Genomic DNA, 24,365 nt, shown 5'->3' with positions numbered 1-24,365 from the left:
TCGAACGAGAGGCGATATCCGATGAAAGTTCACGCGCAACGACTCGTCGCCGCGCGCCTCGGCCTCGCGCTGCTGACGCTCTGGATCGTGTCGATGATCGTATTCGGCATCACCGGTCTTCTGCCGGGCGATGCCGCGCAGCAGGCGCTCGGCCAGGCGGCCACGCCCGAGCAGGTCGCAGCGCTGCGGCATCAGTTCGGTCTCGATCAGCCCGCCGTCACGCGTTATGTGCAATGGCTCCTGCATGTGGTGACGGGCAACTTCGGCACGTCGCTGTCGAACAACCTGCCGGTCAGCGAACTGATCTCGACGCGTCTGCCGAATTCGCTCGTGCTCGCGGGACTGACGGCGCTCGTCTCGGTGCCGCTCGCGCTCACCATCGGCATTCTTTCGGCGATGTATCGCGGCTCGCTGCTCGATCGCACGCTGAACGTCCTGACGCTTTCGACGGTCGCGGTGCCCGAGTTTCTCGTCGCGACCATCGCGGTGCTGATCTTCGCGGTGAAGCTGCGCTGGCTGCCGGCGCTGTCGTATCTGTCGGATGTATCGTCGTTCGGCGCGCTGCTGCGCACTTACGCGATGCCCGTGATGACGCTCTGCTGCGTGATCGTCGCGCAGATGGCGCGCATGACGCGCGCCGCCGTGCTCGACCAGCTCAACGCATCGTATGTGGAGATGGCCGTGCTCAAGGGCGCATCGCCGATGCGCGTGGTGTTGCGCCATGTGTTGCCGAACACCATCGGGCCGATTGCGAATGCGGTGGCGCTGTCGCTGTCGTATCTGTTCGGCGGCGTGGTGATCGTCGAGTCCATCTTCAACTATCCCGGTCTCGCGAGCCTGATGGTCGATGCCGTCACCAACCGCGACATGCCGCTCGTGCAGGGCTGCGTAATGGTGTTCTGCGCGGCGTATCTCGCACTCGTTCTCATCGCCGATCTGGCTCAGATCGTCTCCAACCCGAGGCTGCGTCAACGATGAACCGGAACGTCTCTTCTCACGCCACGACCGTGCTATACGACCAACCGCCCGCCGATGCCCCGCAGGAGCCGGCGCCCGCGGCCGTCAGGCGCAGTGCGCTCAGCCGCCTCGTGCATCGCTTTTCCGTGCTCGGCCTCATCGGTCTTGCGATCGTCGTGTTCTGGCTCGTGGTCGCGTTCGTCGGGCCGGTCATCGCGCCGTATAAAGGCGGGGCGTTCACATCGACGGAGATATTCGCGTCGTACAGCGCGGCGCACCTGCTCGGCACGGACTATCTGGGCCGCGACATGCTGAGCCGCATTCTCTACGGCACGCAGTACACGGTCGGTCTCGCGCTGGCCGCGACCGTCGCGGCGAGCGTGACCGGCACGTTCTTCGGACTGGTGGCCGCCGTCTCCGGCCGCTGGGTCGACGAAGTGCTGAGCCGTCTCTTCGATGCGCTTATTTCCATCCCGAGCAAGATCCTCGCGCTCGTCGTGATCGCGGCATTCGGCTCGTCGATTCCGATGCTGATGACCGTCGCCGCGCTCGCCTATATCCCCGGCGCGTTCCGCATTTCGCGCTCGCTCGCGGTCAACATCATGACGCTCGAATACGTGCAGGTGGCGAAGGCGCGCGGCGAGAAGCTGTTCTATATCGCGCGCGTCGAGGTGCTGCCCAACATGATTCATCCGATGCTCGCGGACTTCGGCCTGCGCTTCGTGTTCATCGTGCTGCTGCTATCGGGCCTGAGCTTTCTCGGCCTCGGCGTGCAGCCGCCCAATGCGGACTGGGGATCGCTCGTGCGCGAGAACATCGGCGGTCTGGCGGAAGGCGCGCCTGCGGTGCTGATGCCGGCGGTTGCAATCGCGACGCTCACCGTTGGCGTGAATCTGCTGATCGATAGCCTGCGTCGTCACGGCGCGCGTTCGCAAGGAGGCGGGCAATGACGACGAACATGATCGAAGTGAAGGGCTTGCGCGTGGTCGCGGGCAGCGCCCCCGATCCGGTTGTCGAAATCGTGAAGGGCGTCGGTTTCACGGTGAAGAAGGGCGAAGTGCTCGCGCTGATCGGGGAGTCGGGTTCGGGCAAGACGACGATCGCACTGGCGCTGCTCGGCCATGCGCGCGGTGGTTGCTCGATCGCGGGCGGCTCGGTGAAGATCGGCGATGTCGATGTCCTCTCGCTCGATGAAAAGGGCCGTCGCGCGTTGCGTGCCCGTACCGTCGCGTATGTTGCGCAGAGCGCATCCGCGGGCTTCAATCCGGCGCGCACGATCATGGATCAGGTGACCGAGCCCGCGTTGCTGCACAAGCTGACGACGCCTGCCGCCGCGCGCCGCAAAGCCATCGGCCTGTTTCGCTCGCTTGCGCTGCCGAACCCCGAAACGATTGGCGATCGCTATCCGCATCAGGTGTCGGGCGGGCAGTTGCAGCGTTTGATGGCGGCGATGGCCCTGATCACCGATCCCGCTGTCGTCGTGTTCGATGAGCCGACTACCGCGCTCGATGTGACCACGCAGATCGAAGTGCTCGCCGCGTTCAAGGGCGTGGTGCGCGAACTCGGCACCACGGCGGTGTACGTGTCGCACGACCTGGCTGTGGTCGCACAGATGGCGGATCGCATCGTCGTGCTGAATGGCGGGCGCGTGCGCGAAAACGGCGCGACGGCCCAGGTGCTCGACGCCCCCGTCGACGAGTACACGCGCCAGTTGCTTGCCGCGACGCGCCGCCCCGAAGTCGAACTGGACGCCACGAATACCGCGAAGGAGACGCCGCTGCTCGAAATACGCAATCTGAGCGCGGGCTACGGCCGTGTCGATGCCAACGGCGTGCCCGCCGTGCGCGTGCTCGATGACGTGAGCCTCAAGATCGCACGCGGTGCGACGCTCGGCGTGATCGGTGAATCGGGATCGGGCAAGACGACGCTTGCACGCGTGATCGCGGGTCTCGTCAACCGCGCGCGCGGCGACGTGCTGCTCGACGGCAAGCCGTTGCCCGCGAAGCTCTCGGCGCGCACGCTGGATCAGTACCGGCGTGTGCAGATCGTGTTCCAGAACGCCGATACCGCGCTGAACCCGAGCCGCACCATCGCGGACATCCTTGCCCGGCCGATGAACTTCTATCACGGCCTGCGCGGCGCGGCGGCGCAAAAGCGCATGCTCGAACTGCTCGATCTCGTGAAGCTGCCCGCTTCCATCGCGAAGCGTCAGCCGGGCGGCTTGTCGGGCGGACAGAAACAGCGCGTGAATCTTGCGCGCGCGCTCGCGGCGAATCCCGAACTCATACTCTGCGATGAAGTGACGTCCGCGCTCGATACGGTCGTCGGCGCCGCGATTCTCGACCTGCTCGCGGAACTGCGCCGTGAACTGCACGTGTCGTACATGTTCATCAGCCACGATATATCGACGGTGCGCGCGATTTGCGACGACGTCATCGTGCTATATGCGGGCCAGTGCGTCGAAGCGGGCCAGCGCGATGCGCTCTCGCATCCGCCGTATCACCCGTACACGGGCTTGCTCGTCGATTCGGTGCCCGCGCTGCGTCCCGGCTGGCTCGATGCGCGACGCGCGACGGCGCTCGCTCCGTTGCCCGCGATGGGACCGGAAAGCGATGCTCATGAACTATGCAGCTTCCGCTCGCGCTGCGCCGCGCGCATCGACGGTCGATGCAATGTGACGCCGCCCGCGAAGAAGACGCTTCCGTCGGGCGCGCAGATTCTGTGTCATCACAGCGCGGAGGATCTCGCGCGCATGCAGTCGCCCGACACGGTGACGGCATGAGCGGACGTTTCGTGAGAGTCGCGGAGCAAGGGCGCAGAACGTTCGCCATCCTTATCGATGGAAAGCACGCGCTCGCAGCGGAAGGCGATACGTTGATGGTTGCATTGCTGACATCGCAGGAAGCCTTGCGCGATTCCGAGTTCGGCGATGGCCGGCGCGCCGGCTTCTGCGTGATGGGCGCGTGTCAGGACTGCTGGGTGTGGACCGCGGACGGCGAACGCGTGCGCGCATGCACGACGCCGGCGGTCGAAGGCATGTCCATCGTCACGCGGCTCGCGCACACGGAGGGCCTATGGCCGCGACTGTAATCGTGATCGGCGCGGGACCGGCGGGCGTGCGGGCCGCGCAGGCGCTCGTCGAAGCGGGCTTGCGTCCGGTGGTCATCGACGAAGGCAGGCGCGATGGCGGGCAGATTTATCGCCGGCAGCCCGAAGGTTTCACGCGCACATACGAAACGCTCTATGGAACGGAAGCGGACCGCGCGCGGTCACTGCATCGGGACTTCGACGCGTTGCGCGCGAACATCGACTATGTGCCCGATACGCTCGTGTGGAACATCGAGCCGAATGCGGTGCATGTGGTGTGCGGTGCGCGCCATCGCAAGCTGGCGTTCGATGCGCTCATCATCTGCAGCGGCGCGACGGACCGGCTGATGCCGGTTCCCGGCTGGCATCACGCGGGCACGTACAGCCTCGGCGGTGCACAGGTCGCGTTGAAGTCGCAGGGTTGCGCAATCGGCTCGCGCGTCGTGATGATGGGCACGGGTCCGCTGCTGTATCTGGTCGCCGCGCAATACGTGAAGGCGGGCGCGACGGTCGGCGCCGTGCTCGATACATCGACGTTCTCTCATCGTGTGCGCGCATTGCCGCAGCTCCTTGCCATACCGTCGGCGCTGAAGAAAGGCATCGCGTTGATGCGCGTGCTCAGGGACGCCCGCGTGCCGGTTCATCGCGGCATTACGCCGCTCGCCATCGAAGGAACGCCGGAGAACGGTGTGCAGAGCCTGCGCGTTAAAAAGGCCAATGGCGCGACGCTGCAAGTGCCATGCGATGCGGTCGCGCTCGGTTATCACCTTCGCTCCGAGACCCAGCTTGCGGACTTGGCCGGCTGCCAGTTCCGCTTCGATCAAGACTTGCAGCAATGGCTTCCCGTCGCCGATGAAGACGGCCGCAGCAGCGTGAAGGGCGTCTATCTGGCGGGCGATGGCGCGCGCGTGCGTGGCGCCGATGCCGCCGAACACGCAGGACGTCTCGCTGCATTGGCCGCGTTGACGGATATCGGCGTGACGCGCAACGAACACGAAGCTGGCCGCTTGCGCATGCAATTGCAGCGCTTCACGCGCTTCGCGGCGGGCCTGCGCACCGCGTTTCCCTGGCCTGCGCGATTCGCCGCCGCACTGCCGGACGAGACCATCGTTTGCCGATGCGAGGCGATCACCGCAGGCGAGTTGCGGCGCGTCGTGAACGAGATGGGCGCGACCGAAGCGAATCGCGCGAAGGCATTTTCACGCGTCGGCATGGGCCGTTGCCAGGGCCGCTTTTGTGCACACGCAGGCGCTGAAGTGATCGCAGCCGAGGCGCGCGTGCCGCTCGAAGCAGTCGGCCGGTTGCGCGGACAAGCGCCCGTCAAGCCGCTGCCCATGGCAGTCACGACGCAAGAAAACATGGAGACGAGCGAATGAGCGATCGGGCCGATGTCATCGTGATCGGCGGCGGAATCATGGGCACGGCGACGGCTTTCTTTCTGCGCCGCCGCCAGCGATCGGTGATCCTTCTCGAGCGCGGCCTGACCGGGCAGCAGGCCAGCGGCGTCAACTTCGGCGGCGTGCGGCGGCAAGGGCGCGCGCTCGAACAGCTTGCGATGTCCAACCGCGCGCTCGAAACATGGCGGCGCTCGCGCGAATTGCTGGGCGAGGATGTCGAGTTCATGCCGTCGGGTCATACGCGCGTGTGCTATCACGCGCATGACGCGGAATACTTTCATCGCTATGCCGCCGATGCGCGCGCCTATGGACTCGATCTCGAAGTGCTGGACGGCGCGGCCATGTTCAAGCGCTTTCCGCATCTGGGCCGCGATGTGCTCGCGGCATCCGTTTCGCCTCTGGACGGTCATGCGAATCCCCGGCTTGCCGCGCCCGCGTTCGGACGCGCGGCGTCGCGGCTCGGGGCGCGCATCGTCGAAAACACGGAAGTGGTTCGCATCGAAAAGGAAGCGGGCGGCTTTCGCGTGGAGAGTGCGGCGGGCGAGGTGTATCGCGCGGAACAAGTGCTGGTGTGCGCGGGCGCGTGGGCCGATACGCTCTGCACGCAAGCCGGGGAACCCGTGCCGCTCGTCGCGCGCGGACCGCAAATGGCCGTGACCGAACCGGTGCCCTACGTGCTCAGCGCGTCGATGGGCGTTTATACGTCGATCAAGCAAGAGAGCGTGTATTACCGGCAGGTGGCGCGCGGCAATATCGTGCTGGGCGGCGGCCCGCCTGGTCCCGCCGATGCGCTCACGCGGCGCGCATCCGTGTTGCCCGAGAACACCGTCGCGCAGATGGCGCAGTTTCTTCGCATGGTGCCCGCGATGCGGCCGCTGCATGTGATCCGCGTATGGAGCGGCGTGGAAAGCTATCTGCCGGATTCGGAACCGGTCATCGGTCCGAGTTCGAAAGTCGATGGCCTTTTCTATGCGTTCGGCTTCAGCGGATCGGGCTTTCAGATCGGGCCGGGCGTCGGCGAAACGCTTGCCGAATTGCTCGATACGGGCAGCACGTCCATCGATCTTTCATCGTTCTCCGTCAGACGATTTCAACGGTCATCCCCGACGCACGCAGAACCGGTCACTTCCGAGACTTCGCCATGAGCCAAGCCAATCTGGTCGACGCACTCGCCTACATCGAAAGCAATTTCGACAAGACCGTGAGTCTCGCGCAACTCGCGGATCTGTCGGCATTGAGCGTATCGCGCTTCGCAACCGTGTTTCGCGAGCAATTCGGGCTGTCGCCCTACAAGTATCTGTGCGAGCTGCGCGTGCGCCGCGCGCAGACCCTGTTGCTCGCGGGCGTGCCGGGATCGGTCGTGGCCACCGAAGTGGGCTTCTTCGATCAGAGCCATCTCGCGCGGCATTTCAAGCGTCTTTGCGGAATGACGCCGAGCGCGTTCATCGAACGCACGCGCGAGAAGGCGCGTTCAGCCGAGTTCGATGCCGGTCTGTTGAAGCGCGTGGCGCAAGCCGAGCCCCGGATAAGTGCGTTCGACCGTGCGCATGTCGCTTGATGCTTCCTGAATGATCCATTCACGCACGTCCGCGACGATGGGCCTTACCGGCCGGTTCGGCGGCGTAAGCAGGCAACAGCGCCGGCTCGTGACGATCAGCTCTTCTTCGGCCGGCACGAGCGCGCCTTGCGCGAGCCAGTGCGATGTCACGTTGAGCCAGCCGAGCGCGATGCCTTGACCGAGCAAGGCCGCCTGCACGACGATCGCATAGTCGTTGAAACGCAGCATGCCGGCCGCATGGCGCTGTTTCGATGCGAACGCATGAAAGCGCTCGTGCCAGCCGCGTTCTTCGTCGTCCATCACGATGACCGTGTCGCCGTGAGCGCGCGCCGCTTGCGTCTTTGCAAGTTCGTGATAACGCGGGTTGCACACCGGCAAAAGCATCTCGGGCATCACGAGCACGGCGTTTTCGTCAATCTCGTCGTCGTGTACGAAGCGCATGCCGAGATCGACGTCGACGAGCGGCCCGCCTATGCGCCCGGAAATCAACTGAAAGCGCAGGTCGATGGAAGGAAACGCCTCATTAAGACGGCTCATGCGCGGCATGAGCCAGTGCGTGGTGAATCCGGTGGACACCGACAACGTCACGGTTTCGATGCCCGTTGCACGCGCTTCGATTTCACGTATGGCGCCTTCTATGCCGCTAAAACCCTCCGATATCTTCCGATAAAGAATCTCGCCGCTTTCCGTGAGTTCGATGCCGCCGCGCACGCGCTCGAAAAGCCGCACGCCGATATGGTCTTCCATGCGTGCGAGCATGCGGCTGACCGCAGGCTGGCTCACATAAAGCTCTTGCGCGGCACGCGTGAAGTTGCCGCAGCGCGCGGCCGCTTCGAACACGAAGAGCGCGTTTGCGCTGGGCAGTTTCTTTCGAAGGTTAGGCATGACTTGATGTTATGCCCGATCCAACAATTTTGGAATTGCCGTCAAAAACATCGCGACTTAGTATTTTCCCAACCTCTCTCTTTTCGACGAGACGAATGCCATGGACGCACGCGCAAAAACCGGAGTGTCGATCAGGTCCGCCACCAGGCGCTATGGCGCGGTGACTGCGCTCGATGACGTGTCGCTCGATATCGCGCCCGGCGAATTCGTCTCGCTGCTCGGGCCTTCGGGCTCGGGCAAGACGACGCTGCTCGGCATTCTCGGCGGCTTCGTGCAGCCGACTTCGGGCAGCGTATGGGTCGGCGAGCGTGACATTACATTCGCGCCGCCGCACAAGCGGAACATCGGCATCGTCTTTCAGAACTACGCGCTCTTTCCGCATATGACGGTCGGCGAGAACGTCGCGTTCTCGCTGCGTGCGCGTCGCGAGCCGAAGTCGACATGGGCCAGGCGCGTGGCCGATGCGCTCGCGATGGTCGAGCTCAAAGGCTATGAGAGCCGCAGCATTCATCAGCTTTCGGGCGGGCAGAAGCAGCGCGTCGCACTGGCGCGGGCAATCGTCTTCGAGCCGCAACTGATTCTGATGGACGAACCGCTGTCCGCGCTCGACAAGCAATTGCGCGAGACCATGCAGATCGAATTGCGCAGGCTGCATCGGCAGCTCGGCGCGACCATCGTCAACGTGACGCACGATCAGCGCGAGGCGCTCACGATGAGCGATCGCGTCGCGGTGTTGAAGGACGGCAGGCTCGTGCAGATCGATACGCCCGAGCGCCTTTACGACCGCCCCTGCGATGCGTTCGTCGCGAGCTTCATCGGCGAAGCAACGATGCTCGACGTCACGCGCGCCGGCGACGATGCCGTGCGGCTCGGCGACATCATCCTGCGCACGGCGCATCCGCTGCCGCACGCGCCGAAGCTGTTGCTGGCGGTGCAAACGGAAAAGCTCGTCATCGACGGCGAGAATCGTCATGCACATGCCAACCGGCTTTCGTGCCGCGTCACCGAAGTGCTGTATCAGGTCGAGAGCCTGCGTGTGTTCGCGGCCTTGCCCGACGGCACCGCGATCAGTCTTCGCCAGCCGGGCGGTCACGATGCCCGCAAGCGGATTCCCGCGCCGGGTGCATCGATGACCGTGGCGCTCGATCCGCAAGACACGATCGTAGTCGCAGCCTGATTTCCATTCACCGCCTGTGCACGGGCGATTTCGACTGTCAACGTAGCGATGCAACCCGTAGAGGATGAAGCAATGAATCTCACCGATTTCAAGGTTCTGACGTTCGATGTCGTCGGCACGCTGATCAACTTCGAGAAGGGCGTGCTGGATTCCGTGCGCCGGCTCGGCGGCCCGAAGGCGAAGGACCTGACCGACGATCAGATTTTCGAGCCGTATATGGAAGGGCGCGCGACGCATCCCGGCCGTTCGAGCCATGCAATGGCGGACGTGTATCTCCATCTGGCAAGAAAGTTGGGACTGCCTGACGATGCTCAATCCGCCGCAGCGTTCCAGCGCGACGTGCTCGAATGGCCTGCGTTCGAAGACTCGGTCGCGGCGTTGAAGCGCCTGCGCAAGCACTTCCGTCTCGTCGCGATGACGAATGCAGATCGCGTCGCACTGTCAGCGTATGCCCATACGCTCGGCAATCCGTTCGACGACACCGTATGTTGCGATGAAACCGGCGTCGCGAAGCCCGATCCGCAATTCTTCGCCTACAACCGTGGACGTCAGGCCGCGTTCGGCTACAAGTTCGAAGAGATCCTGCACACGGCGCAGAGCCAGTATCACGACATCGGCATTGCGACGAAGCTCGGATATGCGACGTGCTGGATCGAACGTCGCCAGGGCATGAAGGGCTTCGGCGCGACGCCGGTGCCCGAGACCGTCACGGAGCCGACGTGGAAGTTCGCGACGCTTGCCGCCCTCGCGGATGCCGTCGAAGACGAAGTCCGCGCCGCTGCCTGACGATGCGCGCCCCGTCTGCTCCGCTTCGCCCGCAACCGGAATCGCTGTGGCGCGCGATGGCCGCGCGCGTGCCCGCGTTCGATGCGCCGGTCAGCACGGGCGCGCCGCTCGCCCGCGATATCGATGTCGAAGTGGCCATCATCGGTGCGGGCTATTCGGGCTTGAGCGCCGCCTATGCGCTGCAAAAGCGCGGCGTCGAATGCGCGGTGCTCGATGCGAATCCGGTCGGCTGGGGCGCGAGCGGGCGCAACGGCGGTGTCGTGTCGTCGAAGTTCCGCGTGTCGTTTCCGGCAATCGCGAGCGCGCATGGCATCGACGTGGCGAAGCGCATGCATCGGCTTGCGCACGATGGCGTGCGCACGGTCGAGGCGCTCGTCGAGGAATTCGGGATCGAACGCGCGCGCTTCGAGCGGACCGGCAGCCTGCGGTGCGCGCATACCGAGCGTGCGTTCGCGTCGATTTGCGCCGAAGCGGACTGGCTGCGCACGTCGCTCAACGATACGTCGATGAGCGTGCTGTCGCGCGCGCAAGTGGCGCATGAGACGGGATCGGCGGGCTTCGTCGGCGGCGTGCTGAGCGCGGATGCGGGCACTATCCTGCCGCTCGAATATGTGCGTGGCATCGCGGCGGGTTTGACTGCGCGCGGCGTGCCGATTCACGAATCGACGCCCGTCACGGAGATGTCGCGTGCGAAGGACGGCCGGGTGCATCTGAGCGCGCCGGGCGGAAACATTCGTGCACGGCAGGTCATCGTCGCGACGAACGCGTACTCCAATCTCACCGATGCCACCGCTTCGTATCATCGCGAGCTCGTGCCGTTCAGAAGCGCGATGATCGCCACCGCGCCGTTGCCGCCAGAGATCGACGCGCAACTCATGGTCAATCGCCGCAGCTATACCGAAACGCGGCGCATGATGAAGTGGTTCCGCAAGGTCGACGGCCGCATGCTCTTCGGCGGACGCGATGCGTTCGGTAAAGAGGGCGAGCCGACCGGCTTCGATGCGCTGCAACGCGCGATGATCGCGCTCTTTCCGCAGTTGCAGGATGTAGCGGTGGAGTATCGCTGGTCGGGCTATGTTGGCATGACCTTCAACGCGCTGCCGCACGTAGGCCGCAGCGACGACGCCACGACGTTCTGCCTCGGCTACAACGGCGCGGGCGTGGCGATGGCGAGTCTCATCGGTCAGCATGCGGCTGCGCTTGCGCTCGGCGAAAAGCCCGAGCTTGCATTGCTCGCGCAGGACGGTCTGCGGCCGGTGCCCTTTCATACGCTGCGCGCGCCGGGCGTGAGGCTCGTCGCCGCGTGGTATCAGTTTCTCGACGCCGTAGGTGCATGATGACCACAGCCAAACGCGTACTCCAGAACACCGCCGGGATGCATGCGGCGACGCTCGACCCAACGGTGCGCCATCAACGTCGCGAAGACCGCACGATGCTGCTGCTGATGGCGCCGGCGCTGCTCGTCGTGATCGTGCTGCTCGTCGCGCCGCTCGCGTGGCTGTCGTGGCAATCGTTCGTGCACGATGGCGCGTTCTCGCTCGTGAACTACAAGCGCGTCTTCACGGGCGCTTATCTCGACACCTTCCTGCTGACGTTCAAGCTCAGCTTCGTCGTGACCGTCATCACGTTGTTGCTCGGTTATCCGGTCGCGTACTTCGCGGCCTCGATATCGCCGCGATGGAGCGCGCTCGTGCTCGGCATGGTGATCCTGCCATTCTGGACCAGCGTGCTCGTGCGCACTTATGCGTGGCTCGTGCTGCTGCAGCGCACGGGTCTCATCAACAAGGCGCTGCTCGGCATGGGCCTGATCGATCGTCCCTTGCAGCTCTCGTATAACCAGTTCGGCACGATCATCGCGATGGTGCACATTCTCCTGCCTTTCATGGTGTTGCCGCTCTTCTCCGCGATGCAGAAGATCGCGCCGAATCTCTCGCAGGCGGGCGCGAGCCTCGGCGGGTCGCCGCTGCATGTGTTTCTTCGCGTGTTCCTGCCGCTTTCGATGAGCGGCGTGCTCGCCGGCGTGACGCTCGTCTTCGTGCTGTGCCTGGGCTTTTACATCACGCCGGAGCTGATGGGCGGCGGCAAATCGATGATGGTCTCGATGATCGTGAGCCGCAACGTCGAGATTTACAACAGTTGGGGCGCGGCGAGTTCGGTGAGCGTGGTGCTGCTGATCTGCGTGTTCGCGATCTTCTATGCGGTCAGCCGCGTGATTCCGCTCGAGAAAACGCTGGGGGCGAAATGATGGCGATGAGAAATACATGGTCGTTCGGGCGCATGACGCTCGGCGCATCGGTGATGCTGATTCTCGCGTTCCTGATGATTCCGGTGGTGATCGTCGTGCCGCTTTCTTTTTCCGATGCGCGCTTTCTCACCTTTCCGCCGCCCGCGTATTCGCTGCGCTGGTATCACGCGTTCTTCGACAACCCCGCCTGGATCGACGCGGCCAAGACGAGCTTCGCGGCTTCCGCATGCGCCGCGTTGATCGCGACACCGCTCGGCATCGCGGCGGCGTATGGCATCCAGTACGGATCGCATCCGTCCTTGCGCTATCTGCGCCCGCTCCTGATGCTGCCGCTGATGGTGCCGATCATCATCGTCGCGGTCGGCGTGTTCTTCGTCTTCACGCAAATGGGGTATGTGAACACGCTCGGCGGTCTCATCGTCGCGGATACGATGCTCGGCCTGCCTTATGTGCTGATCTCCGTGGGCGCGGACTTGCGCACTTTCGATCGCACGCAGGAGATGGTGGCGCGCAGTCTCGGCATGAATCGTTTTCGCGCGTTCATGGCGGTCACGTTGCCGCAGATCAAGGCGAGCGTGATCTCGGGCGCGGTCTTCGTGTTCATTCAGGCGCTCGATGAAACCGTGGTCGCGCTCTTCATTTCGGGCGGCAACAATCAGACGCTCACGCGCCGCATGTTCGTCACGCTGCGCGATGAAATCGATCCGACCATCGCCGCCATCAGCACGATGCTGACGGCCCTGACCTTGTGCCTCGTGATGATCGTCGTCGTGAGCCGGCGTTCTTCTCCCGCGGCGCGAGCCTGACCATTGCGTGATCATTTCACCCCTGAAAAACATGCGACATTTGCAGCAGTTCTATATCGATGGCGAATGGGTCGATCCTTCCGGCGACAGGCGTCTGCCCGTCATCGATCCATCGACGGAAGAGACGATAGCGGAAGTCGCACTCGGCGATGCCCGCGACGTCGATCGCGCCGTGGCCGCCGCGCGCCGCGCGTTTGCATCGTTCGCCACGACGCGCATCGAAGAGCGCGTTGCAATGCTCGAGCGTCTGCTCGACGCGTATCTCGCGCGCTACGACGAGATGGCCGACGTCATCATGCGCGAGATCGGCGCGCCGAAGAAGCTCGCACATGCGTGGCAGGCGGGACTCGGCAAGCGGCATATCGAGGAGACGCTGCGCACGGTCGCGCGTTTCGAATGGCAGCGCATGAAAGGCTCGACGCTGATCGATCACGAAGCGGTCGGCGTGGCGGCGCTCATCACGCCGTGGAACTGGCCCATCAATCAGATCGTGTGCAAGGTTGCGCCTGCGCTCGCGGCGGGCTGCACGGTCGTCCTGAAGCCGAGCGAAGTATCGCCGATGAACGCAGTGCTTTTCGCGGAAATCGTCGATGCCGCGGGCGTGCCCAAAGGCGTGTTCAATCTCGTGAACGGCGATGGCCCGACCGTCGGCGCGGCGCTTTCCGCGCATCCGGATGTGGACTTGGTGTCGTTCACCGGATCGACGCGCGCGGGCATCGAAATCGCAAAGCTCGCCGCGCCGACCGTGAAGCGCGTGCACCAGGAACTCGGCGGAAAGTCCGCGAACATCCTGCTCGACGATGTCGATCTCGAAGCAGCGGTGACAGCGGGCGTGAACGCGTGCTTCGGCAATAGCGGTCAATCGTGCAATGCGCCGACGCGGATGCTCGTGCCGGCATCGCGTCACGATGAAGCGGTGGAGATCGCGGCGCGCGCGGCGGGACAGCATCGCGTAGGCCCGGCCGATGCGCCCGGCACGACGATGGGGCCCGTGGTCAGCGACGTGCAGTACGCACGCGTGCAGCGGATGATCGAGATCGGCATGAGCGAAGGGGCGGCGCTGGCCGCAGGCGGTCCCGGACGCCCGGACGGACTCGCGCGCGGATACTACGTGAAGCCGACGGTGTTCGCGAACGTGCATCCGTCGATGACGATTGCGCGTGAGGAAGTCTTCGGACCGGTGCTCGCGATCATGCCGTATCGCGACGAGGAAGAGGCCGTTGCAATCGCCAACGACACGCCGTATGGCCTCGCGGCCTACGTGCAGTCGAAGGACTTGCAACGAGCGCGGCGCGTCGCGAGGAAGATGCGCGCGGGCAGCGTCTACGTGAACTATCCGGCGTGGGACCCGGGCTCGCCGTTCGGCGGTTACAAGCAGTCGGGCAACGGCCGCGAGTACGGCGAGTGGGGACTGGAGGCGTTTCTCGAAGTGAAGGGCATCGTGGGCTACGGCGCGTAGTGCTCCGTATGCGCTGTGAGTTCGGCTTGCAGCGCGCCGCGTAACGCATCGGCTACGCGCTCCGCGATCATGATCGTCGGGACGTTCGTGTTCGCGCACGGAATGGACGGCATCAGCGAGGCATCGCATACGTGGAGGCCATCGACGCCGTAGACCGCGCCACGCGAATCGGTGACGGCGTATCTGTCGCTCGATGAACCCATGCGGCACGTGCCCGACGGATGCCATGTTCCACCCACCGAACGCATGACGAACGCGGTCAACGCGTCGTCGTCATCGAGCAGTTGGCCGATGGTCACGCCCTGCGTCACGACGCTTCGGATCAACGCGTGGCGCATCGGGCCTGCCGCATCGAGCAGCGCGCTCAATGCGCCGCGCTGCAGCGCGTTCCACTTGCCCGGCACTGCGACGGCCGCCACGCGCGGGGAATAGCTCGACGGAAAGACTACATCGCGGTGCGCGTTCATCGCCGGCGATGCAAGCACCGAAGCGCCGAAGCGCAGCGCGAGTTTCAATCGTTCGAGATCGCGCGAATCCGACAGCATGGCGAAATCGACCGTGGGTTCATCGCCTGCATCGGGCGAAGCAAGGGTGACGCGTCCGCGCGAATACGACTTGTTGACCCAGAAGAAGATCGTGCCCAGGCGATAGCCCACCGAATGCCAGCCCGATCGAGAAAGAATGGCGCCGTGCATGTCGCCCTGAACGGTATCGGGAAGGCCGGAAGAAAAACGCACGATGGCCTGCTCGTGATGCTCGTCGGGGAACGGTGTGCGCGCGGCGCGCGGCAGGAACGCGGACACGGCAATCGACGGATGCTCCATCAGGTTGCGGCCCACGCCCGGCCGATCCGCTATGACATCGATACCGAGCGCGGCGAGCTCGTCCGCCGGCCCGATGCCGCTTCTCATCAGCAACGCGGGACTGTGAATCGCCCCCGCCGATACGATCACGCGCCGCGCTTGCACATCGTGATGCGTGCCGTCGGCGCGAACGATGCGCGCGCCGATCGCCCGTTGCCCATCGAACAGAATGCGCTCGACTGTTTCGCCGGTGCGTATCGTCAGGTTGCGGCGCGCACGTGCGGCATCGTCGAGATAACACACCGAAGTCGGGATGCGTTCGCCTTGCGGACTCACCGCAATGGAGCCGACGAACGTGCCGTCCTGCCACGGTCCGTTCTGGTCTTCGTGCATCGCGTGACCGCGATCGGCGAGCGAGGCAAGCACTGCGCGCACGAACGGCGATATGCGCGAGAGCGGCGTGCGTTGAATGCGCAGCGGTCCGTCGCTGCCGTGCAGATCGCCGCTGAAATCGCAGTCCGACTCGAGCTTGCGGAAGTACGGCAGGCACGTTGCCCAGTTCCAGTCCGATGCGCCGAGTGCTTCCCATTCGTCGTAGTCGGCGGGGGAACCGCGATTGGCCATCAGCGCGTTGATCGCGGAGCCGCCGCCGAGCAGCCGCGCCTGTTCGTAGCGCCGCAAGGTGGCGCGCGCGCTCATGCGTGCTTTCAGCGCATGCCAGATGTTGCGCGTGTCGAGATAGGCGCGGCCCGGATAGCGGCTGCGGATCGCATCGGGCATCGATTGCGCGGAGATATCGCGGCCCGCTTCGACGAGACAGACGCTCGCGCGCGCATCTTCGGAAAGACGCGCGGCCAGCACACAGCCGGCCGAGCCGCCGCCGAGTATCAGATAGTCGAACACGTCGAAACGTCCCCGGGCGAAAGCCGCGCTACTGCATGAACTTGAGCCAGCGCGCCTTCGCCTGAATACCCGGTTCGGACGCCCACCATTCTTCGGACATCAATGCCTGTTTCGCGGCGTTGGCCGGTGCGCTCGGCAACTCGGCCGCGCGCTTGTCGCTGATCTGCCTGTCTTGAATGCAGCGGGATTGCCCGGACCGTAGTCGATATAAAGCGGAAGGTTGGCCTGCAATTCCGGCGATACGGCCGCGTTCACGAAGCGCACGGCGTCGCTGAGATTCGGCGCGTTCTTCAGGATGCAAAGCTGCGTGTTCTGCAGGATGCCGTCGTTGAAGGTGAACGCGACATCGGGATCGTCCTTCATCACGGCGCTCGCGCGGCCGTTCCAGATCATCGTCATGTCGACTTCGCCGTCATGCAGCAATTGCGCGGACTGGCCCCCCGACGTCCACCATACCGTGACATGCGGCTTGATTTCTTCGAGCTTCCTGAACGCGCGATCGACATCGAGCGGATAGAGCTTGTCGCGCGCAACGCCGTCGGCGAGCAGCGCGGCTTCAAGCACGGTTGTCGGATCGTTGCGCAGTGCGCGCGTGCCGGGGAAGTTCTTCACGTCCCAGAAGTCTTTCCAGCTTTGCGGCACTTTCCTGAGCGTCTTCTTGTTGTAGCCGATGACGGTCGAATAGAACTCGTAAGGCACCGAATAAGGCGTGCGGTATTTCTCGGGAATGGTCGCGGCATTCGGGATCTTCGAGAAATCGAGCTTCTCGAGCAGCCCTTCACGCCCGCCCCGCAGGCAGTTCGATGTCGGCGTATCGACGACGTCCCAGATCGGCTTGCCCGTCGCGCCTTGCGCCTTGATCTGCGGCCACGCATCGGGAATGCTGTCCTGGTTGATGGTGATGCCGAGCTCTTTCGCGGCGGGATCGAGAATCGCCTTGGTCTGCGCTTCCTGATAGGCGCCGCCTTGCGACACGAACGTGATCTTGCCGGCCGCGAAGGCGGGCGCCGCACCCGCGACGGACAGCAGCAATGTCATCGCAAGCGGACGAAGGGGAATGTGCGGACAGCGGAACCTTGCAATCTTCATCACGGCGTTTTCCTCGACAAAGGTTGAAGCAGTGGACCTGTTGCAGGTCGCGCAGTCCCGCCCGGTTTCAGTCCGAAGCGGCGACGACGCGGGGATGATTCGAAATATATTGAGTCAAATAGACGAGGGCAACGCCGCAATTGTTGGAGTGACCATGACCTGATGTTATGTCGTTCAGAAGATCACATAGACCTTGCGCATGGTTTCATCGACTTCCCATGTGCCTTCGGTATTCGCCGCAAAGAAGAGCGTATCGCCGCCTGCAAAGTGGACGGTGTCTTCGCCGTCGGGCGTGAAGCGGCCGCTGCCCGCCAGAAAGTGCATGACCTCCGCCTGTTTCACCGAGCGGCGATACGTGCCGGGCGTGCATTCGAACACGCCTGTATCGATCGCCTCGCTGCCCGGAATGACCTTCTGCACGCCGGATACCCTGATTTCCTGCGTGCCGGGCAGTCCGGCCGTGCCCCAGTCTTCCAGTCCTCCGATCGCCACGCTTTGCCTGATCTGCTGAACTTTCATCTCTCGCTCTCAGTTGAGTTAAATGCGCCGCTCGATCTTGCCGAGCCGCACGACCGTGACGCCGGGCCGCAATTGCCGCAATGAAGGCATGACGAGCATGCAGTCGCCGTACGGTGTTTCGACGGGCTTGCCTTCGGACCAGCCGATGATGCTGCCCGCATCGGGAAAGACTTCGAGCCCGGTGAATTCGCCGGCGAAGCGGAAATCCATGCTCGTCGCGACGACGGGTTGCGTCACGCGCACGACGAGCATTTCCGGCGGCGATGGCTGTATCCATCCGTCGGGCGGGTCTTGTTTGTCGATTACCCCGGAGAGCACGAGAAAGCGCGCCGTCACATCGCGCGCGACCGTCACCGCGCTCGCTTCCCAGTGCTGTCCGCATTCGATCAGCAGCGCGTTCTTCGCACTCGATGCATCGCCGAAGCCTTCGTAATCGCGCATGCGGCGGCCTTCGGGATGCCCTTCGTCGCAGATGACGGTGGCCGGCGCGCCGAGCTGCGCCGACAGTTCGATGCCCTTGTCGAGCGGCCCTGCGACGATCAACGGCTTGCTCTTCTCGTGCATCGAATGCAGGTCGAGCAGAAGGTCAACGGTGTCGACGACGGGCCGCATCGCGCGGGCGCGGCGCAGTTCGCTCGAATCGCGCGATGCGTCATCGAGCGTTTGCGCGGTCCACACGCGATTGAAGTCCTGGTCGACGAAGCGCGAAGCATCGGGCTTGCCGGCATCGAAACGGCGATAGGCATCGACGTTCGCAAACGCGAGCGTGAGTTTGCCGCGACGCGGACGCAGTTCGGCCCGCAGCAGTTCATCCACGACGATCGCGCCGCACACTTCATTACCGTGCGTGAGCGCGTTGATCATCACGTGCGGACCGTCGATGCCCGAATCGAAGGTATGCACATACGGCACGCCCGTATTGCCCGCTTCATGCAAGCCGATGTCCGGAAACGCGATCTCGATCGGATAGGCGTTCATTCGAGACCGCCCTGGCACAGGTACTTGATCGACAGATAATCGTCGAGACCGTATTTCGAGCCTTCGCGTCCGTAGCCGGACTCCTTCACGCCGCCGAACGGCGCGGCCTCGCTCGCAAGCGCGCCTTCGTTGATGCCCACGATTCCCGCTTCGAGCAAGCGAGCCACGCGATCGATGCGCTTCACGTCCTGGCTATAGAAGTACGATGCAAGCCCGAACGGCGTATCGTTCGCCGCGCGAATGGCCTCGGCTTCATCGTCGAAACGGAAGAGCGGCACGACAGGACCGAAGGTTTCCTCGCAGCTCAGTTGCATGTCGGGCGTGGCGTCGGCGAGCACCGTGGGCGCGTAATAGTTGGGACCGAAGTTCGGCCCGATATCGAGCCGCTTGCCGCCCGTGAGTATGCGCGCGCCGCGCTTCACCGCATCGTTCACATGACGCTCGATCTTCTCGACCGCGCGTGCGTTGATCATCGGGCCGATCTGCGCATCGGGGTCGGTGGCGGGCGCGACCTTCAGCGCGGCGACGCGCTTCGCCAGCAAGTCGGCGAAGCGGTCATACACGGACGACTGCACGTACACGCGATTCGGGCACACGCAGGTCTGTCCGCCATTGCGAAACTTCGATGCCATGAGGCCCGCGACAGCGGCGTCGATATCGGCATCGTCGAACACGATGAAGGGCGCGTTGCCGCCGAGTTCGAGCGACAGCTTCTTGAGCGTTCCCGCCGATTCACGCGCGAGATACTTGCCCACGGGCGTCGAGCCGGTGAAGGTGATCTTGCGCACGCGGCCGTCTTCGAGCCAGTCCGCCACCGCTTCCTGCGCGTGCTCGCGCGACGCGCTGATCAGGTTCAACGCGCCCGGCGGCACGCCTGCTTCGTGCGCGAGCATCACGAGCGCGAGCGCGGTGAGCGGCGTGTCTTCCGCTGGCTTGCCGATGACCGTGCAGCCCGCCGCGAGCGCCGGCGCGATCTTTCGCGCGATCATCGCAAGCGGGAAGTTCCACGGTGTGATGGCCGCGACGATGCCGACCGGCTCTTTCACCGCGCTCATGCGCTTGCCGCGCTGCTGCTGCGGAATGATGTCGCCGTAAATGCGCGTGGCTTCGTCGGCGAACCATGCGACATAGGATGCGCCGTACATCACTTCGCCGCGCCCTTCCACGAACGGCTTGCCCTGTTCGAGCGAGATGAGACGCCCGAGCGCATCCGCGTTTTCGACGATCAGCGCGTGCCAGCGATGCAGCACGGCCGCGCGATCCTTCGGCAACGCATCGCGCCACGCGGGGAACGCGCGTGCGGCGGCATCGGTGGCGGCGCGCGCATCGGCGGGGCCGCTGTCCGCGACCTGCGCGATGACTTCGCCCGTCGCGGGATCGGTGACGGCGAAGCGCTTGCCGCTCGCCGCCGCGACCCATTTGCCGTCGATGAAGTTATCGGCGCGGATCAGATCGCTCAGTTCGTATCGTTGCGTCATGATGGTTCTCCGGAAGCATCAGGCGAGCAGTTGGGCGATCGCTGCGCCGACGTCCGCCGTCTTCGCCGTGCCGCCCAGATCGCCGGTTCGCGGGCCTTCCTTGAGCACCGCGGAGATGGCGGCGAGCATCGCGTCATGCGCTTCGCGCTCGCCGAGGAAGTCGAGCATCATCGCAGCGGACCAGATCATCGCGACCGGATTGGCGATGCCCTTGCCCGCGATATCCGGCGCGGAACCGTGAACCGGCTCGAACAGCGACGGAAAGTTGCGCTCGGGATTCATGTTCGCAGACGGCGCGATGCCGATGGTGCCCGTGCATGCGGGGCCGAGGTCCGAAAGAATGTCGCCGAAGAGGTTCGTCGCGACGACCACGTCGAAGCGATCCGGATTCAGCACGAAGCGCGCGCACAGGATGTCGATGTGCTGCTTGTCCCACACGATCTCAGGATACTGCTGCGCGATCTCGGCGGCACGCGCGTCCCACCACGGCATGCTGATCGAGATGCCGTTGCTCTTCGTCGCGACCGTTATCTTCTTCTCGCGCTGCTGCGCCAGGTCGAACGCGAACTTCAGCACGCGTTCGGCGCCCTTGCGCGTGAAGATCGAGGTCTGCGAGACGAACTCGCGCTCGGTGCCTTCGAACGATACGCCGCCCACCGACGAATACTCGCCTTCGGTGTTCTCGCGCACGATCATGAAGTCGATGTCGCCCGCCTTGCGATTCGCGAGCGGCGAGGGCACGCCATCGAAAAGACGCGCAGGGCGCAGGTTGATGTACTGGTCGAACTCGCGGCGAAACTTGAGGAGGGAACCCCACAGCGAGACGTGGTCCGGCACGGTCTGCGGCCAGCCTACGGCGCCGAACAGAATGGCGTCCGCGTCTTGCAACCAGGCTTTCCAGTCGTCGGGCATCATCTGGCCATGCTGCGCGTAGTAGTCGCAGCTTGCCCATTCGATCTGCCGATACTCGAGCCCGATGCCGAAGCGCTTGCTCACGGCATCGAGCGCGCGCAATGCTTCGGGCATCACTTCCTTGCCGATGCCGTCGCCCGGAATCACGGCAATACGATAGGTGCTGGACATGGATTACTCCGCGTGAAGTTGATCGACGTGAAAAAGCACGCGCGTGCATAAGCAATGCATGAGCGCGAGCTTGCCTTTGACAAAACGAAAGGGGGACGAGGCGTGCGCCTCAGTGTTGCGGCTGCGAGAAGAGCGTTTCGAGCGGATAGTGCGACTTCACGAACGACGTCTTGATGATGACGTAGCTGAAGTACTTTTCGATGCCGATGCCGCGTTCCAGCAGCCCTTCGATGATGCTTTGATAATGACTCACGCTGCGCGTGACGAACTTCAGCAGATAGTCGTAGCCGCCGCTCGCGAGATGACACTCGACGATCTCGTCAACATCTTTCACGGCATTCACGAACTTGATGAAGTCCTCGCGGCGATGATCGGCGAGCGTGACTTCGGTGAAGACCACCTGCACGTCGCCGAGCTTCTCGAGTTGAATCTGCGCGCCGTAACCGACGATATACCCCGCTTTTTCCAGCCTTTTTACGCGGATCAGGCAAGGACTCGGCGACAGACCGACCGCATCGGCAAGCTCCACGTTCGTGATGCGCCCGCGCTTCTGCAATTGCGAGAGGATGCGGAGATCGATGCGGTCCAGCTTGCTGTCGTTGCTCATCGTGGCGGGTTCGGTCTTGCATGTCGGCGGTCGGTCGATGTTATCACGCGGCCGCGCGAGAACTACATCCGGAAACGCCCTTCAATGCGGCGCGGACCTCGCTTGCGGCGAGCACGTCGTCGAGCGTTTTCGTGAGGCGCTCGAACAGCATGTCGAAGTTCGCTTCCGTATAGCAGAGCGCCGGCGCGAAGCCGAGGATGTTGTCGCCGAATGCGCGAAACACGAGACCGTTGCGATATGCCGCCGCCGCGATGCGATCGGGCAGCTTGAGCGAGGCGTCGAAGCCGCGCTTGCTGTCCTTGTCCGCGACGAGTTCGAGCGCACCGAGCAAGCCGCGATGACGCGAATCGCCGACGAGCGGATGATCGAGCAGCGCATCGAGCCCTTGCGCGAAACGCGGCGCTTGCGCCTGGCCGTTTGCGAGCAGGCCGCCTTCGTGATAGAGCCGCATGACTTCGAGGCCGATGGCCGCGCTCACCGGATGCGCCGAATACGTATGACCATGACCGATCGGCGCAGAGGCATCGCCGCCATCCGCGATGCCTCGATAGACCGCATCGGACATGAGCACCGCGCCCATCGGCGCATAGCCGGCGGTCAAGCCCTTCGCGACGGTCATCAGGTCCGGCTCCACGCCTTCGCCTTCGCATGCGAAGAGCGGGCCGGTGCGGCCGAAGCCGGTGATGACTTCATCGGCGACGAAGAGAATGTCGAGCTTGCGGCACGCTTCGCGCATTGCCTTCAGCGAGCCGGCAGGCGGCACGATCACGCCGCCCGATCCCTGGATCGGCTCGCAGAAGAATGCGGCGACGTTCTCCGCGCCGAGTTCGGCCACTTTCGATTCGAGCGCTTTCACCGATGCATCGATGAGCGCGGCGTCATCGGCGTAATCGCTGCGATACGCATACGGCGACGCAATGTGATGCTGCGTGCGTTGCGGCAGGTCGAAGTTGCGATGGAACGCGGGCAGTGCCGTGAGCCCTGCGCCTACGGACGACGACCCGTGATATCCGCGTTGCAGCGCGATGAAATGCTTCTTCGACGGACGGCCCGTTGCGTTGTAGTAGTGTGTGATGAAGCGCAGCGCGGAATCGACCGCATCGGAGCCGCCGAGCGTGAAGTACACGTGTTGCAGCGACGCGGGCGCGAGCTCGACGAGCTTCGCGGCCAGTTCGATTGCGGGCTCCGAGCCGAAGTGAAAATAACCGGTTGCGTACGGCAGTTTCGCCATCTGCTTCGACGCGGCCTCGACGATGCTCGCGTGTCCGTAGCCGGTGTTCACGCACCATAGGCCCGAGAACGCATCGAGTAGCTGATTGCCTTCGATATCGCGCAGGAACACGCCGTCGGCGGAATCGAGCACGGTGACGCCGCGCGCCTCGTGCGCGCGATAGCTGACGACGGGATGAATCAGATGCTTGCGGTCGGATTCGACGAGCGACTTGATCGACATGATGCGGCTTTCCTCTTCGCGAAGTGTTCGGAATGGCTCTTGACCGCTTTCATACTATCGGCAGGAAGGTATCGCGCGCATCGCCAAAAAAATCGCCAAAAAGCGCAAATGTGGCTTTTTTCAGGGGCCGCGCAGCATTTTGTGCTGCGCGATTCGCACGACTGTTCAGTAGCCGCGCGTGCGGTCTATTTCCCCGGTCATGCGTTCTCCCGCGCGATGGCGGCGCAGATTGTCGAGCACGACCTCGACGGCGGACTCGGGGCGCGTCGCGCTCGCGATATGCGGTGTGAGGCGCACGCGCGGATGAGTCCATAACGGATGTGTCGGCGGCAACGGCTCGGGATCGGTCACGTCGAGAATGGCGGCGTGCAGATGGCCGCTGTCGAGCGCATCGAGCAGGTCCTGCTGGATCACGTGCGGACCGCGCCCCACATTGATCAGCGATGCGCCTTGCGGCAGTGTCGCGAAGACGTGCCTGTCGATGACGCCGCGCGTCGCATCGGTGAGCGGCAACAGGCAGATGAGGATATCCGTGCGCGCGATGAAGGCATCGAAGGAAGCATCGCCCGCGTAGCATTCGACGCCTTCTATGTGATGCTGCGAGCGGCTCCATCCCGCGCACGGAAAGCCGAAGAGACGCAGCGTTTGAAGCACCGCCGTGCCGAGCATGCCGAGACCGAGGACGCCGATGCGCCGCGTCGCGGCTGGGCGCACGGGCATCTCGCGCCAGACGCGCTCGCGCTGCAGCGTTGCGTAGTCGGGCAGATCGCGGTGAATCGTGAGCACCGCCTGCGTGACGTATTCCGTCATGCCTTCGACGATGCCCGGCTCGGTCATCCGCACGACGGCGACATGCGGCGGCACGCTCGACAGATCGAATTGATCGATGCCCGCGCCTACCGAGAAAATCACTTCGAGGTTGGGCAGCGTCTGCATGATGTCGGCAGGCGGCTGCCATGCGGCGAGATAGCGGACGGCGGCGGCGTCGCCGATATCGGGCCACACACGGAAGGGGACGTCCGGCGCTTTTTGTGCGAAGTGCTGCGCCCATTGCCTGCCGCGTTCGGGATCGGCCTTATAGAGAATCGTCATGGA

22 protein-coding genes and 1 pseudogene are annotated in these 24,365 nt (G+C 64.2%); 13 read left to right on the top strand and 10 right to left on the bottom strand.

The genetic code is table 11. The features are described from left to right. The first annotated feature begins 21 nt into the window (after positions 1 to 21). Genes P9255_RS02105 through P9255_RS02075 form a run of 7 tightly spaced genes read left to right on the top strand, consistent with a single transcriptional unit; the run spans position 22 to position 6,999 of the window. Positions 22 to 978 (top strand): ABC transporter permease, encoded by a 957-nt coding sequence (locus tag P9255_RS02105; RefSeq protein WP_309768639.1) that lies wholly within the window; start codon positions 22 to 24, stop codon positions 976 to 978. After that, positions 975 to 1,907, top strand: coding sequence for an ABC transporter permease (locus P9255_RS02100; RefSeq protein WP_309768638.1), 933 nt, complete (start codon positions 975 to 977; stop codon positions 1,905 to 1,907). The genes P9255_RS02105 and P9255_RS02100 overlap by 4 nt, the downstream gene beginning before the upstream one ends. Continuing rightward, positions 1,904 to 3,739, top strand: a complete 1,836-nt coding sequence (locus P9255_RS02095) for an ABC transporter ATP-binding protein (RefSeq protein ID WP_309789087.1) — start codon at positions 1,904 to 1,906, stop codon at positions 3,737 to 3,739. The genes P9255_RS02100 and P9255_RS02095 overlap by 4 nt, the downstream gene beginning before the upstream one ends. Next, positions 3,736 to 4,047: a (2Fe-2S)-binding protein gene (locus P9255_RS02090; protein WP_309768636.1), complete on the top strand. Its 312-nt coding sequence runs from the start codon at positions 3,736 to 3,738 to the stop codon at positions 4,045 to 4,047. The genes P9255_RS02095 and P9255_RS02090 overlap by 4 nt, the downstream gene beginning before the upstream one ends. Then, positions 4,032 to 5,420, top strand: a complete 1,389-nt coding sequence (locus tag P9255_RS02085) for an FAD/NAD(P)-binding oxidoreductase (protein WP_309768635.1) — start codon at positions 4,032 to 4,034, stop codon at positions 5,418 to 5,420. The genes P9255_RS02090 and P9255_RS02085 overlap by 16 nt, the downstream gene beginning before the upstream one ends. Continuing rightward, the gene (locus tag P9255_RS02080) at positions 5,417 to 6,586 is read left to right on the top strand and encodes an FAD-dependent oxidoreductase (protein WP_309789086.1); all 1,170 of its coding nucleotides are present in this window, start codon (positions 5,417 to 5,419) and stop codon (positions 6,584 to 6,586) included. Before P9255_RS02085 ends, P9255_RS02080 begins: the two co-directional genes overlap by 4 nt. After that, complete coding sequence (locus P9255_RS02075; protein WP_309768633.1) at positions 6,583 to 6,999, top strand: AraC family transcriptional regulator; 417 nt, start codon at positions 6,583 to 6,585, stop codon at positions 6,997 to 6,999. The genes P9255_RS02080 and P9255_RS02075 overlap by 4 nt, the downstream gene beginning before the upstream one ends. On the opposite strand, the gene P9255_RS02070 is transcribed toward P9255_RS02075, so the two are convergent. Further along, positions 6,913 to 7,884: a LysR family transcriptional regulator gene (locus tag P9255_RS02070; RefSeq protein ID WP_309768632.1), complete on the bottom strand. Its 972-nt coding sequence runs from the start codon at positions 7,882 to 7,884 to the stop codon at positions 6,913 to 6,915. The genes P9255_RS02075 and P9255_RS02070 overlap by 87 nt on opposite strands. Positions 7,885 to 7,984: 100 nt before the next feature. On the opposite strand from P9255_RS02070, the gene P9255_RS02065 reads away from it, so the two are divergent. From P9255_RS02065 to P9255_RS02040, 6 genes are all read left to right on the top strand, one after another. Further along, complete coding sequence (locus P9255_RS02065; protein WP_309768631.1) at positions 7,985 to 9,061, top strand: ABC transporter ATP-binding protein; 1,077 nt, start codon at positions 7,985 to 7,987, stop codon at positions 9,059 to 9,061. Positions 9,062 to 9,133: 72 nt separating this feature from the next. Continuing rightward, the gene (locus P9255_RS02060) at positions 9,134 to 9,847 is read left to right on the top strand and encodes an HAD-IA family hydrolase (RefSeq protein ID WP_309768630.1); all 714 of its coding nucleotides are present in this window, start codon (positions 9,134 to 9,136) and stop codon (positions 9,845 to 9,847) included. Between the two features lie 2 nt (positions 9,848 to 9,849). Further along, entirely contained in the window at positions 9,850 to 11,184 is a 1,335-nt protein-coding gene (locus P9255_RS02055; protein WP_309768629.1) for an FAD-binding oxidoreductase, read from the top strand. Then, positions 11,181 to 12,092, top strand: a complete 912-nt coding sequence (locus tag P9255_RS02050) for an ABC transporter permease (RefSeq protein WP_309768628.1) — start codon at positions 11,181 to 11,183, stop codon at positions 12,090 to 12,092. The genes P9255_RS02055 and P9255_RS02050 overlap by 4 nt, the downstream gene beginning before the upstream one ends. A gap of 5 nt (positions 12,093 to 12,097) precedes the next feature. Further along, complete coding sequence (locus tag P9255_RS02045) at positions 12,098 to 12,898, top strand: ABC transporter permease (RefSeq protein WP_309789085.1); 801 nt, start codon at positions 12,098 to 12,100, stop codon at positions 12,896 to 12,898. A 31-nt stretch (positions 12,899 to 12,929) separates the two neighbouring features. Next, positions 12,930 to 14,357, top strand: coding sequence for an aldehyde dehydrogenase family protein (locus P9255_RS02040; RefSeq protein ID WP_309768627.1), 1,428 nt, complete (start codon positions 12,930 to 12,932; stop codon positions 14,355 to 14,357). Here P9255_RS02040 and P9255_RS02035 read toward each other — a convergent pair. From P9255_RS02035 to P9255_RS01995, 9 genes and pseudogenes are all read right to left on the bottom strand, one after another. Next, positions 14,345 to 16,063, bottom strand: a complete 1,719-nt coding sequence (locus P9255_RS02035; RefSeq protein ID WP_309789084.1) for a GMC family oxidoreductase N-terminal domain-containing protein — start codon at positions 16,061 to 16,063, stop codon at positions 14,345 to 14,347. The two genes, P9255_RS02040 and P9255_RS02035, sit on opposite strands and share 13 nt — an antisense overlap. Positions 16,064 to 16,091: 28 nt before the next feature. Continuing rightward, positions 16,092 to 17,101, bottom strand: a pseudogene (locus tag P9255_RS02030) (ABC transporter substrate-binding protein). 225 nt (positions 17,102 to 17,326) lie between these two features. Next, on the bottom strand, positions 17,327 to 17,671 hold the full coding sequence (locus P9255_RS02025) for a cupin domain-containing protein (RefSeq protein WP_309768625.1): 345 nt from the start codon (positions 17,669 to 17,671) through the stop codon (positions 17,327 to 17,329). Between the two features lie 18 nt (positions 17,672 to 17,689). Then, entirely contained in the window at positions 17,690 to 18,649 is a 960-nt protein-coding gene (locus P9255_RS02020) for a M14 family metallopeptidase (RefSeq protein ID WP_309768624.1), read from the bottom strand. Next, positions 18,646 to 20,127, bottom strand: coding sequence for an NAD-dependent succinate-semialdehyde dehydrogenase (locus P9255_RS02015; protein WP_309768623.1), 1,482 nt, complete (start codon positions 20,125 to 20,127; stop codon positions 18,646 to 18,648). The genes P9255_RS02020 and P9255_RS02015 overlap by 4 nt, the downstream gene beginning before the upstream one ends. 18 nt (positions 20,128 to 20,145) lie before the next feature. Next, positions 20,146 to 21,210, bottom strand: a complete 1,065-nt coding sequence (locus tag P9255_RS02010) for a tartrate dehydrogenase (RefSeq protein ID WP_309789083.1) — start codon at positions 21,208 to 21,210, stop codon at positions 20,146 to 20,148. 109 nt (positions 21,211 to 21,319) lie between these two features. After that, positions 21,320 to 21,817 (bottom strand): winged helix-turn-helix transcriptional regulator, encoded by a 498-nt coding sequence (locus tag P9255_RS02005; RefSeq protein WP_309768621.1) that lies wholly within the window; start codon positions 21,815 to 21,817, stop codon positions 21,320 to 21,322. 43 nt (positions 21,818 to 21,860) lie between these two features. Continuing rightward, the gene (locus P9255_RS02000; RefSeq protein WP_309768620.1) at positions 21,861 to 23,270 is read right to left on the bottom strand and encodes an aspartate aminotransferase family protein; all 1,410 of its coding nucleotides are present in this window, start codon (positions 23,268 to 23,270) and stop codon (positions 21,861 to 21,863) included. A gap of 165 nt (positions 23,271 to 23,435) precedes the next feature. Next, the gene (locus P9255_RS01995) at positions 23,436 to 24,362 is read right to left on the bottom strand and encodes a glyoxylate/hydroxypyruvate reductase A (protein WP_309768619.1); all 927 of its coding nucleotides are present in this window, start codon (positions 24,360 to 24,362) and stop codon (positions 23,436 to 23,438) included. Positions 24,363 to 24,365: the final 3 nt, after the last annotated feature.

The sequence above is a fragment of the Caballeronia sp. LZ019 genome (assembly GCF_031450825.1).
In the GTDB taxonomy this organism is placed as follows: Bacteria; Pseudomonadota; Gammaproteobacteria; order Burkholderiales; family Burkholderiaceae; genus Caballeronia.
Note: the sequence above shows the minus strand (reverse complement) of the source record. Positions and strands in the feature narration are given on the sequence as shown.

Excerpts from the sequence above, each read along its gene's own strand:
- P9255_RS02105 (WP_309768639.1), top strand. The coding sequence starts at position 22 with ATGAAAGTTCACGCGCAACGACTCGTCGCCGCGCGCCTCGGCCTCGCG.
- P9255_RS02100 (WP_309768638.1), top strand. The coding sequence starts at position 975 with ATGAACCGGAACGTCTCTTCTCACGCCACGACCGTGCTATACGACCAA.
- P9255_RS02095 (WP_309789087.1), top strand. The coding sequence starts at position 1,904 with ATGACGACGAACATGATCGAAGTGAAGGGCTTGCGCGTGGTCGCGGGC.
- P9255_RS02090 (WP_309768636.1), top strand. The coding sequence starts at position 3,736 with ATGAGCGGACGTTTCGTGAGAGTCGCGGAGCAAGGGCGCAGAACGTTC.
- P9255_RS02085 (WP_309768635.1), top strand. The coding sequence starts at position 4,032 with ATGGCCGCGACTGTAATCGTGATCGGCGCGGGACCGGCGGGCGTGCGG.
- P9255_RS02080 (WP_309789086.1), top strand. The coding sequence starts at position 5,417 with ATGAGCGATCGGGCCGATGTCATCGTGATCGGCGGCGGAATCATGGGC.
- P9255_RS02075 (WP_309768633.1), top strand. The coding sequence starts at position 6,583 with ATGAGCCAAGCCAATCTGGTCGACGCACTCGCCTACATCGAAAGCAAT.
- P9255_RS02070 (WP_309768632.1), bottom strand. The coding sequence starts at position 7,884 with ATGCCTAACCTTCGAAAGAAACTGCCCAGCGCAAACGCGCTCTTCGTG.
- P9255_RS02065 (WP_309768631.1), top strand. The coding sequence starts at position 7,985 with ATGGACGCACGCGCAAAAACCGGAGTGTCGATCAGGTCCGCCACCAGG.
- P9255_RS02060 (WP_309768630.1), top strand. The coding sequence starts at position 9,134 with ATGAATCTCACCGATTTCAAGGTTCTGACGTTCGATGTCGTCGGCACG.
- P9255_RS02055 (WP_309768629.1), top strand. The coding sequence starts at position 9,850 with ATGCGCGCCCCGTCTGCTCCGCTTCGCCCGCAACCGGAATCGCTGTGG.
- P9255_RS02050 (WP_309768628.1), top strand. The coding sequence starts at position 11,181 with ATGATGACCACAGCCAAACGCGTACTCCAGAACACCGCCGGGATGCAT.
- P9255_RS02045 (WP_309789085.1), top strand. The coding sequence starts at position 12,098 with ATGAGAAATACATGGTCGTTCGGGCGCATGACGCTCGGCGCATCGGTG.
- P9255_RS02040 (WP_309768627.1), top strand. The coding sequence starts at position 12,930 with ATGCGACATTTGCAGCAGTTCTATATCGATGGCGAATGGGTCGATCCT.
- P9255_RS02025 (WP_309768625.1), bottom strand. The coding sequence starts at position 17,671 with ATGAAAGTTCAGCAGATCAGGCAAAGCGTGGCGATCGGAGGACTGGAA.
- P9255_RS02020 (WP_309768624.1), bottom strand. The coding sequence starts at position 18,649 with ATGAACGCCTATCCGATCGAGATCGCGTTTCCGGACATCGGCTTGCAT.
- P9255_RS02015 (WP_309768623.1), bottom strand. The coding sequence starts at position 20,127 with ATGACGCAACGATACGAACTGAGCGATCTGATCCGCGCCGATAACTTC.
- P9255_RS02010 (WP_309789083.1), bottom strand. The coding sequence starts at position 21,210 with ATGTCCAGCACCTATCGTATTGCCGTGATTCCGGGCGACGGCATCGGC.
- P9255_RS02005 (WP_309768621.1), bottom strand. The coding sequence starts at position 21,817 with ATGAGCAACGACAGCAAGCTGGACCGCATCGATCTCCGCATCCTCTCG.
- P9255_RS02000 (WP_309768620.1), bottom strand. The coding sequence starts at position 23,270 with ATGTCGATCAAGTCGCTCGTCGAATCCGACCGCAAGCATCTGATTCAT.
- P9255_RS01995 (WP_309768619.1), bottom strand. The coding sequence starts at position 24,362 with ATGACGATTCTCTATAAGGCCGATCCCGAACGCGGCAGGCAATGGGCG.